Genomic DNA, 11,015 nt, shown 5'->3' with positions numbered 1-11,015 from the left:
TGAAATTTCAATATATAAATCGAAAAGATATTTTTATCAATGTTCCGCTGCTTTATTAATTGAACGATTTTCATGCAATCAACTAAAATGTATTCACGATCTAAATTTGGAGCGATTTTTGATGCTCATATTCATACATATTACGATCTTCACGATGGAACAATATCAGCTGAAGACTTAATTAAAATCACATTAAAATGGGGATTTAATTGGGTTAACGCCATGGCTCATGATAGTCTCCGCGGTTTACCTAAGATTAGAAAATTAGCTCAGGAAAAAGATCTTCCTGTAATTCCTGCTTTGGAAATTTCTACTGGATTTAATCATATCTTGGCATATGGAGTTCAAGAATGGCATTTAGCAAAAGATTCATGGAATCCAGAAGAAGTTATCGAACTTCTCAGAGAACAAGATTGTGCCATTTATTTAGCTCATCCAGGTTTAAATCCTTTTAAAGGATATTGGTCACCAGCAATTGTGAAGAGATTAGATATTGATGGCATAGAATGGGTAAATGGCTCGAATTATCTCCTAAATAAACGAACTCATAGATGGTTTAAAGGTTGGAAAAAAGGGAAAATCGCTGGTACTGATGCACATCATATCAACCAATTTGGGTATACCTATACACAAGTTCCAACTAACACAGAAGATCCTGATGAATTAGTGAAATACTTAAAATGTGGAAAATGTAAACCTGGTGGCTCATACGTTCCGATCAATCGATTTTTAATATGGGAAATTTACATATATAGTAAAAAGCATTTCTTTCCTTCTTTTTTCTTTGAAAATTCATGGATCAAGCCACAATATCAACCAATTGGAAAGCTACCAAACGATTCTTTTAATGTAGAAAAGTGGAAAGAAGATCTTTTAAAAAAACCTGTGAGATTTACTTGGTAATAAAAAGTGAAAAATTCTTTAAGATGAAAGAAATATCAAAGAATAACTATGGTATCATTAAATTTAAATGAAATTTCCATAGAAGAAGTATCTAAAAATTTCTTCATAGGAATGCAAAAAGAGTGGTTTTTAATAACTGCAGGAACGATTGATCGATATAATATGATGACTGCAGCATGGGGTGGTGCAGGAATTCTATGGGAACAACCAGTAATGTATATTTTTGTTCGCCCAAGTCGATATACATATGAATTCTTAAATCAAAATAAACTATTTTCATTGAATTTTCTTCCAGAAGAAAAACGAAAGATCTTAAAAATCTGTGGTTCTAAATCGGGAAGAAATATTAATAAAATGGAGATAGATGGATTAAGTCCTGTCTCAATAAAACTTTCTGATGAAACTGTTTATTTCAAAGAAGCAGATTTAGTATTTATTTGTGAAAAAATTTTCTTTCAAGATTTGAATTCAGAGCAAATTCCAAATTCAGTGAAGAATGAATTCTATTCTTCAGGAGATTATCATAGAATGTATGTAGGGAAAATTTTAAAATGTTATCAAAGAAATGAGAGTTAATATTCAAATCTAACTGAAATATCACCATACAATTTTGTATATTTTGTATTATTTCTTTGATTTTTTTTACAAAATAATTAAAGTTCCAAAAATAAATAATATGTATGAAAAAAGGAGCAACAATTACCATTGTTCTGACTTTCCTACTCGCTGGTGGTAGTTTAGGGACATTTTTTGGTGGTCAAACCTATTTTTCATCAAAGGTTAATGAAGCCGAAATCAATCTTAATTCGATTGAACTCATGGAATTTCAAAATAACCAATTTATTTTCCATGCAATTCTATCGCTTAGTACAGATGTTCCACTAAATGCATCAGTAGAATTGCGAGACATTAGCATCTCATATAACAACGAAGAAATTGGTCCAGTAACCATCAGTAACCCTACAATTTCAACAAATCAAAGCCAAATTTCATTTACAGGTGCAGTATCAATATCTAATCCCAGTATATATCGAGATCTTGCATCAGATTTACTTTCTGATTCTTCTGTTGAAGTCTCTCTTAAAGGTTCAGTAGATTTCAGTGCAATTGTATATACAATAACAACATCGTTTGATAAATTGGTATCACTAACAGGTTTTAATGGCTTAGCATCACAATTATCAAATTTGCATGTTACAGGTGGTAATTCAACTGATTTATTTGTGGATTGTGACATTTCGTGGGAAAATCCGACTGATTTAGAAATTGACCTAAAAAACTTACAAATTAATATTTATTATAAAAATACCAAGATTGGAGATTATATCTTTGGGATAATTACAATTTCCCCTGGAATACATGAAGAACATATTAGCCTAACTGTTGATGCCACATCTTCCAGCTTAATGAGTGATTTTATTCAAGAAAAATCAATTGAATTTGAATATGGATTAGTTCCAGACTTAGGAATTGAAAATCAAACGAATTTAGGCGAAATTTACAGAGATTCAATTACTCTGGCAGGTTTAGATCAATTACCGTTAATCATAAATAATATGCATTTGGTTAATTATACCGATTCTGCAATTGAAATCGAATTAGATTTAAACTACACCAATCCTTCTGCTGTAACAGTTCAAATGTCTTCACTAACCATGGATGTTACTTATGAAGATCATATAGTCGGGAACATCTCTGTTGAAAACTTAGTTTTAAATCCAGGTGATAATAATTTACGTATTAATGCAACTTTAATTCCTGCTGGCACAACATTATTGGATGATTATATTAATCTTGATACATTAACGTTCTGGCTTAATGGATATGCAAATATTGTCAAAGATGAGAATGAATCTGTGTTCCTATTCAGCAAAAAATTTGAATTAGAAGGATTTAAAGGGTTACCTTTAAGTATTACAACTTTTGATTTAATTAACATGACTAAAACGGAGATGGGAGTTAAAGTCGATGTGTTAGTAAATAATGAAGCGTTATTGGAAGCATCTATTCCTGAATTAGGTATCAATGTTGAGTATAAGGGCTTTTTAGTTGCATCAGAAGTATATCATGATGTAGAACTAACTAAAGGAGCAAATTTGTATTCTTTTAACGTTGATTTAAATCTTACTGAAATTAATTTAGTAAATGAATTTATTTTTGAAACCGAGTTAATTTTTGAAATTACTGTACAAGCGCGCTATGGAGTGGCAAATATTCTCCAAGAAATTTATAAAAATTATACAGTTATAGGTATGGGTGGTTTGAACTTAGAGATTAAAAAGTTGGAAATAAATGACGCAGCAGATGATTTTCTAAATCTTACTATTGAAACATCTTTCAATAATCCCTCCGAATTCGAATTTTCAAACATGAATTTATATATAGATATATACTATAACAATACCTTAGTTAGCAATCAAAATTTGCAAATAAATCTAACAACTTCTGAAAATACCCATATTGTATTCTTAATTATCAATGATCCAGTCGTAATTGATGAAATCCTCGATCTTTATTTGCACACTGAGCAAATTCCATTTGATTACAACATAACAGTTTCATTATTTGATAGTAATATAACTTTTAGAGGAAAATATAACGTAACGGGATTAGGTGCAATGAAAATGAGTATAATGGATTTCACAGTCAGTAAAGCGACCAATTCCTATATCGATTTCATTGTTCAGACAAATATTACTTTAGCTACAGGAATTTCAGTAAATCCTCACAATATCTCAGCAGATGTGTTTTATAATAGCTCTTTTATTGGAACTGCTTTTATTTCTCATCCAAATCTAACTGCAGAAGAAAACGTACTTGATCTTGTGCTCCGGATTTCGGGTAATTCAAGCGACGTGGAAGAATTCATGAGTAATTATATCAATGGGAATAATAGCTTATTTGAAATCAACATTTCGATAATGGTTTATAATTTGAATATCACAAATAGTATGAATTTTACTTTATATGGAATTGATGAAGATCTTTTGACGATATCAGTAACTTCTATAAGTGTAGCAATCACACCAGGATTTCCTGATCCATCATATTCATATACAGTCAATCTAGCATTAATTTTCACCAATCCTATGGGATTTGAAATCAACATTACAAATTTTGCAGGAACGATAGATTTCGATGATATAGATGGTTGTTCAACACCTATTTCATATAGCCCATATATGAATTATATTTTAGATAATCCAAATTTAGATTGGTCTGCATTACCCATCGAAATTAGTGAACATTCTTCTTCGTCTAAATCTTATCAATTCACAGGCAATGATGTTGAAACCACAGTTAGATTAAATGATGACTACAATTTAGACAACAATCTCTTACTTGATATTATTGGAGATCTATCCATTCAAATTGGATTATATGATTTTACAGTTTCTATAGAATTACTTAATGTTCACGTTGATTAAGTGGATTTTTTTACCCTTTTTTTTTTCTCTGTTCTTTTATGTATATTTGGATTATTAGTCAGAAAATGCTCGTTTATTGTGATATAGCAACATATTTCATTTAGAAAGTTAAAACAAATTAGATTTCTTTAGATTTCTAAAAATAACACCAATTTTTCAATATTTTTTCTTTTAAGTAAAATGCATTTTTATTTATTCAAAAAAATTCTTATAATAAACCCATTTTTGAGATAAGAGTTAAATATGAAAATAAACATATTTATATTAGTGTTTTAAAAACATTCAATCATTTCAAAGCGTGAAATGGTTTAATCCTCGACAACTTACATCTCCCACATTTAACTCTGTCGTTGAAATATATATAACAAGATAGGATGTTTCTGGCAAATATCGTTACGTACATTCTATGTCTGGAGAAAATCCAAAGAAAAAAGCAATAAAAACACTAGCTAATCTACTTTGAAAATCTCAAAAGAAAAAAAAATCTTAAAGGGAGATTATATGTCGAAATATACAAAAGGAGGATAAATAAAAATGGAAACCCATCATGAATATTCAGAAGATTGGAATATACAAAATCTACATCAAAACGAATACAATAAAAACTATTTAGAGACAAAAGAAATTTTAGAATCGATTAAAAATACTTACCCAGAAGTCGTTAAAAAATTCCCAATGAAAAGTACCCCATACTACCTTTCATTAATAAATTGGGATGATGAAGCAGATCCTATTGCAAAAATGGTTATACCTTCCCAAGATGAACTAAATTACAAAGATATTGGAACAATTACTCATGAACATGATAATACAAAGTTATTTGGATTACAACATAAATATGATCAGACCGCTCTCATCCTTGTTTCTAATGAATGTGCATCTTATTGTAGATATTGTTTTAGAAAACGATTTGTAGGATTACATCAGAAAGAAATTATGCATAATTTTGAAAAGGCTGTAGATTATATTAAACATCATCCAGAAATTAATAATGTCTTACTTTCAGGAGGAGATCCACTAATATTATCAAATCAGAATATTAAAAGAATTTTTGAATTATTAGATGAATTACCTCAATTAAAATTCATCAGAATTGGAAGTAAGGTGCCTGTAACATTTCCAAATCGAATTACAAACGATCCAGAATTGCTAGATATTTTGAGAGAGTATAGCAAACCTAATCGTAGAATTCACTTACAAACTCATTTTAATCATCCAAAAGAAATAACCGAAGAATCAATTTCAGCAATTGACGCTTTAATATCAGCAAATGTTTTAGTTCAAAATCAAAGTGTCCTTTTAAGGGGAGTCAATGATGATCCAAAAATATTGGCAGAATTATTGAACTCACTGGTAGGAATCGGTGTAAATCCTTATTATGTGTTCCAATGCCGTCCTTTCACATATAAACCATCTACATTTCAAGTTCCATTATGGGAAGGAATTGACATAATAAATGAAGCCAGGAAATACTTAAATGGTCAAAGTAAACGCTTTAAATTTTGCATGTCTCATGCAACTGGAAAGATCGAAATTATAGGAAAAATAGGGGAAGAAATCTTGTTTAAATATCACCAAAGCAAGTATCCGGAGAATCATAACAAGATATTCACCAGAAAATTGCCTAAAGATGAAGTTTGGCTTTGGGAACACACATGAAATGATTTTTTTTGTTTTTCATCATTTATCAATAAAATAAAAAAAATGCATTTCTAAAATATTATTATTTCTCCAGGAATTTTTGGAAAAAGACAAACATCAGCAATGTGTGCTTGTTTTGTGATGAATCGAAGCAATCTTTCAACACCTAAGCCACCTCCTGCGCTGGGGAAGAGTTTTCCTTTTTTTGCAAATTCAAGATATGATGAAAAGGCAGAAGGATCTTGGTTTCGTTCCTTTAATTTTCGGAGAATAACATCGTATTCATATTCACGTTCCCCCCCTGAAAGAGCTTCATTAAAACCTTCTGGATAAAAAAGATCATAATTAATGTAGTGACCTGGTCGATTAGGATCTTCTTTATCATAAAACTCACGTTTAAAATCAGTAATCCAAAATAACGATTTCTCTTTATCTGATAATATTTGTTCAAAATCTTTACCATATTGATTAAAAGCAGATTCACTTGAATACCGCGGGAATGGACGACTTGGAATAACTAAGTCTGATTCAAATAACCCCAATTCTGCTTGACATTGACTCTTTACATGCTTAAACACATCCACTATAACACTTTCCATTAAGGCCATAAAGTCATTTTGGGAAGCATGGCGCAATTCAATGTCAACTTGACTGAACTCTAATAAATGTCGCAAGCTTTGTCTTTTTTCTTCAGTTTCTAGGCGAACATTAGGTGAAACAATAAATATACCTTCAGCTCTACTCATAGTCAAAGCTAATTGTTTGTGTAAAATCATACTTTTAGTTAATTGCAGTTGTTGATCCCTATAGTGAATCGATGCATCATATACAGAATGATTTAGTGGATCTGTTATAGGTGATAAAATAACAGGCATGAGTTGAATAAATCCTCGACTATATAATGAATCATGTAGCGCTTTTAATACTTCAGTCTGGATTCGAAGTAGAGCCATTCTTTTTTCTATATCTTGGGAATCTAAATATTTTAATAGCTTTTTCTTCTTTTCATTCGATAAAGATTGTTGCGATTTTAGGGTTTTTTTAATTGTATCTAGCATTTCAAACATCTCACTAATAATAAAATAGTATGATCTTTCAAGAAATCATTCAATTTAAGATTGTTTATTCCAATAATATGGAATAAAATGGCCACAATATCGCAAATATTTATAATTTATGGGATATGTATTCCAAATTAGAATTTATCTTTTTGGAGAGAAATCACAATTCTAATAAAAATTGTGTATTATAAGACTTTATTCCAGATTTCAATAATTTTTGATAGCATCATGCATAAATCTTAATTATTTCAGCATATTTACCTCATTATGCGATCAATAATTGATGAAAAAGATATAAAAATTCTAAATGCATTGAAACAAGATGCCAGCCTTTCTGTGGCAAAATTATCTAATAAAACAGGGCTTCCAGCGACAACTATCCACAATAGAGTAAAAAAGTTAAAAGAAAATCGTATTCTTGATCATTATACTATCGCTGTGGATAAAGATCGCTTATATGGTAATATCGTTGCATTTATTTTAATAAAAACTTTTCAGGCAAATCAGCGCAAAATTGCAAAACATCTATTGAATATTTCTGAAGTGGAAGAAGCAGCAATAATTACAGGGGATCAAGATTTGATGATAAAATTCCGTTGCCGATCAATTTCTGATTTAGATAAATTCATTATCGACGAATTAAGGAAGATTCCAGGTATCCAATCTTCACACACCATGATCTCGCTAGAAAACTATGAAAAATGAAGAAAAATAAAAAATAGAGCATCATTTTGTGAATTTAAGCAAATTTAATTATAGTTTAGATTCAAGCCAATTTATTAAATCTTGTATTACTTCTTCTTTATTTGTTTCATTTAATGTTTCATGCCTAGCTCCATCATATATTTTATAACTTAGATCTCTAATTCCTAATTTTTCATAACGATCAACTAATGATTTAAATCCTTTAGCTTGCATGTTGGTTGGATCTTCTCCACCTGAAAAAAGATAAATTGGAAGATCTTTTGGAATTTTTTCTTCATTATTTGGTTTCCATATTTTTTTTAATCCTTTCGCCAATTCAATAAAATAACTATAAGGAACCATGAAACCACACCATGGATCTTCATCATATTTTTTTACAACTTCAGGATCTCTACTTAACCAACAATTCTGTGAATCTGCTGGTTCAAAAGGTTTATTCAAAGGTTTAATAGCTAATTTATCAATGAATTTACCTTTGGCATTATATCCTTTGAATTTTGCAATAATTGTTCCAATAATTAATAATAAATTAAGCATTGGTTGGGCACCATTGGTCCCACTTAAAACAACACCCTTTAATTCAGAACCCCATTGTTGGATATAATCTTGTGCTAAATATGAGCCCCAGGAATGTCCTAAAAGAAAAACAGGCAAATCAGGATATTCTGCCTTAAGATAATCCGTTAATTCTCTAATTGATTTTAGAGTCCCTTCCCATCCATCTGGTCCTAATTCTCCTGCATGTTCTAATCCTAATGCACTTTTTCCATGTCCACGATGATCGTCTGCATAAACGATAAAACCATGCTTGGTCAAAGCTTCAGCAACATGTTGGTATCGAGCAGCATGTTCAGCCATTCCATGTAGAATTTGTACAACAGCTCTTGGTTTTATTGATTCTTCAGGAATCCATTTGTATACAAAAATTTCGATACCAGCATAATCTGTATATGTAAAAGTTTTACTTTGCATAATTTAGCATTTGTCCTATTTCTATTTGAAGGTTTGGAAACTAATTTCATGTTATTTTTGAAATTAATACTTTGAAAGATTATTCAAAATAAAAAGAATTTTTTGAATCTTATGTAAAATTAATATATGAATCTGAACGAGATTTTAAAAATTTCATCAAATTTACATATATTTAATCAAAATAAGAATAAAATGCCTAATTAATTAATAAAGTAAAAAAAATAGATATTTAAAAATATTGTCAAGATTAATTCTTCGAGGTGATTGTAATAATGATTCCTGATCAATCAAGTAATCCTTAAGAAAAAATCATATTACTAATTAAGTCCGCTAAATTTGAAGTTAAACCAAATAGAACTTTTGTTCTATTTTTCTATTTTTCTTTTTTTCTTTTTTTATATTTTTCAAGACCTTAAATATAATTTAAACTTTCAATTTACAATTATTTTTTCCTCAACAAAATTTGAAATGAAAGAGAATTTTGAGAAATTTCATTTCTTTTTCTTTAATTTATCCATATAATTTAGAGAATTTCTACAGATTTCTTTCTAGTTTGTTTTTAAGAAATAATAACAATTTACTTAACCAAGATTTGATTAAATATTACCTTAAAATTTGAAAACATTAACAAGTAAAAGAAATGCGTCATCCGGGAATTGAACCCGGGTCGCTGGCTTGGGAAGCCAACATACTAACCGCTATACAAATGACGCTTAGTAAATATTAGAATACTCAAGTTGAAATAACGAATCATCTAATAAAAATTAAATGGCACTTTCAATAAATAGCCAAAATGAGGGCACAATAAGAAAATAGAATTATAAAAAATAAAGAATACTCGCTTTAAGAATAAAAGTATAATATATTCTTTTTATGATTTATATTTGCTTCATGTATATATATCTGTCAAATGTGGCAAATTTAATGTGGTTATTTTTAGAATCCCGATAAAATTGCACATAAAAAGGCTTAGGAGAGATAGAGCGACATACAACAAATTGTAATTTTTCAAAATTTTCCAAGTATAATGGAAATTCAAGGGCACCGTCATCAATTTCCAATTGTGCATTTATAATTCCCTTTTTTTCAGAAATTTTCATACTGTACATTCCATACGGAGCAATATATTCACCACATATTTCATTTAATAAAGCAATTCGGCGAAAATCTTCAAAAATTATTTCAGGTTTTTGCCCTAATAAGTATGCAATAGCAGCTCGTCCTACCTTTTCAACAGAATCTATGCAAGTGTTTTGAGCAACAGATATTCCTATCTTTAATTCTGGAATTATAGCAAAAAATGAACAACTAGTCCCTAAACCACCTCCATGATGAATAAGAGTATAGGGTATTCCATTTATTCCTTCATCAATCACCCATCCCAAACAGTATTTTGGTTGGGGTCCATATCCATAAGGAGTAGGAATTACAGGATTCCATAATTCTTCAACAGAGTTTGGTTGAATCAATTGAATATTATTATAGCGCCCTTTATTCAGAAGACATTCTGCGTAATGCATCATATCCTCCATTGATACATAAAGCCCTCCTGGAGCTTGTAAATCATTAAAAACTGGGACAGGTGCTTTAGTCAGAACTGTTTTTTTATCTTTTAATTTAGGAAGATAACCTGCCATGCGGTTATTTTCTGGATGATTGTTAAATTGATCAAGAGTGAAAGCAACATTAGTCATTTGTAATGGGTCTAATATTTCTGATTTAACAAATTCAGCGTATGAGCGTCCAGTCAAATTTTCGATAATAAATCCAAGACAAACATACATGTCGTTATTATAAAAGAAATGTTCCCCTGGAGAAAAGTAGAAATATTTTTCAGCATCAGAAATGTGGGCTAAAAATTGATCACGCGATTGTACTGGGCAAATTCGAGAAAAATCTCCAAAAAGATAAAACATTTCAAAAAGACTAGCATCACAAGCAGGAATTCCAGAACTATGAGATAATAAATGACGTATTTGAACATTTCGATGATTAGAAAATGGAGGATATGGTAGATATTTACTCACAGAATCATCCAATGAAAGCATTCCAGATTCAACCAATTTCATTATTGCAATTGCTGTAAATGATTTGGTCACACTGCCAATTCCAATCAATGTTTGGGGAGTCATTGGAAGACCTTTCTCCAAATCCCTAGCACCAAAACCTTTTGAATAGACAAGTTGTCCTTTATGAATTATAGAAATTGCAAGACCAGGAATTTTCCCTGATCGCATGTATTTTCTAATATATTTATCTAAATCTTGCAAATTATGTGATATATTATTCATTTTATTCTTCTCTT

The 11,015-nt window shown here is 30.0% G+C and carries 8 protein-coding genes and 1 tRNA gene; 5 read left to right on the top strand and 4 right to left on the bottom strand.

Translation table 11 applies throughout. The features are described from left to right. Positions 1-72 precede the first annotated feature (72 nt). The 4 genes from ACXLDF_RS14065 (at position 73) to ACXLDF_RS14050 (ending at position 5,990) form a co-directional block, all read left to right on the top strand. Positions 73-903 (top strand): PHP-associated domain-containing protein, encoded by an 831-nt coding sequence (locus tag ACXLDF_RS14065; RefSeq protein ID WP_457559174.1) that lies wholly within the window; start codon positions 73-75, stop codon positions 901-903. Positions 904-951: 48 nt separating this feature from the next. Further along, a complete protein-coding gene (locus ACXLDF_RS14060; protein ID WP_457559173.1) occupies positions 952-1,479 on the top strand; it encodes a flavin reductase family protein in 528 nt (175 codons plus the stop codon). Positions 1,480-1,583: 104 nt separating this feature from the next. Continuing rightward, on the top strand, positions 1,584-4,331 hold the full coding sequence (locus ACXLDF_RS14055; protein WP_457559172.1) for a DUF3712 domain-containing protein: 2,748 nt from the start codon (positions 1,584-1,586) through the stop codon (positions 4,329-4,331). 534 nt (positions 4,332-4,865) lie between these two features. After that, on the top strand, positions 4,866-5,990 hold the full coding sequence (locus ACXLDF_RS14050) for a KamA family radical SAM protein (protein ID WP_457559171.1): 1,125 nt from the start codon (positions 4,866-4,868) through the stop codon (positions 5,988-5,990). A 53-nt stretch (positions 5,991-6,043) separates the two neighbouring features. Here ACXLDF_RS14050 and ACXLDF_RS14045 read toward each other — a convergent pair whose 3' ends face one another. Then, positions 6,044-7,030 carry an asparagine synthetase A gene (locus ACXLDF_RS14045; protein WP_457559170.1) on the bottom strand — a complete coding sequence of 329 codons (987 nt, stop codon included), beginning with the start codon at positions 7,028-7,030 and terminating at the stop codon, positions 6,044-6,046. 270 nt (positions 7,031-7,300) lie between these two features. On the opposite strand from ACXLDF_RS14045, the gene ACXLDF_RS14040 reads away from it, so the two are divergent. Next, positions 7,301-7,738 (top strand): Lrp/AsnC family transcriptional regulator, encoded by a 438-nt coding sequence (locus tag ACXLDF_RS14040; protein WP_457559169.1) that lies wholly within the window; start codon positions 7,301-7,303, stop codon positions 7,736-7,738. 48 nt (positions 7,739-7,786) lie between these two features. Here ACXLDF_RS14040 and ACXLDF_RS14035 read toward each other — a convergent pair whose 3' ends face one another. The 3 genes from ACXLDF_RS14035 to ACXLDF_RS14025 all read right to left on the bottom strand — a co-directional run bounded on the left by ACXLDF_RS14035 (position 7,787) and on the right by ACXLDF_RS14025 (position 11,001). After that, a complete protein-coding gene (locus ACXLDF_RS14035) occupies positions 7,787-8,710 on the bottom strand; it encodes an alpha/beta hydrolase (RefSeq protein ID WP_457559168.1) in 924 nt (307 codons plus the stop codon). Positions 8,711-9,351: 641 nt separating this feature from the next. Beyond that, positions 9,352-9,423: transfer RNA gene (locus tag ACXLDF_RS14030), tRNA-Gly, on the bottom strand. A gap of 165 nt (positions 9,424-9,588) precedes the next feature. Next, entirely contained in the window at positions 9,589-11,001 is a 1,413-nt protein-coding gene (locus ACXLDF_RS14025; protein WP_457559167.1) for a serine hydrolase domain-containing protein, read from the bottom strand. Positions 11,002-11,015 lie beyond the last annotated feature (14 nt).

This window comes from Candidatus Harpocratesius sp. (assembly GCF_054039255.1).
This window is presented reverse-complemented; position numbering and strand designations above follow the sequence as displayed.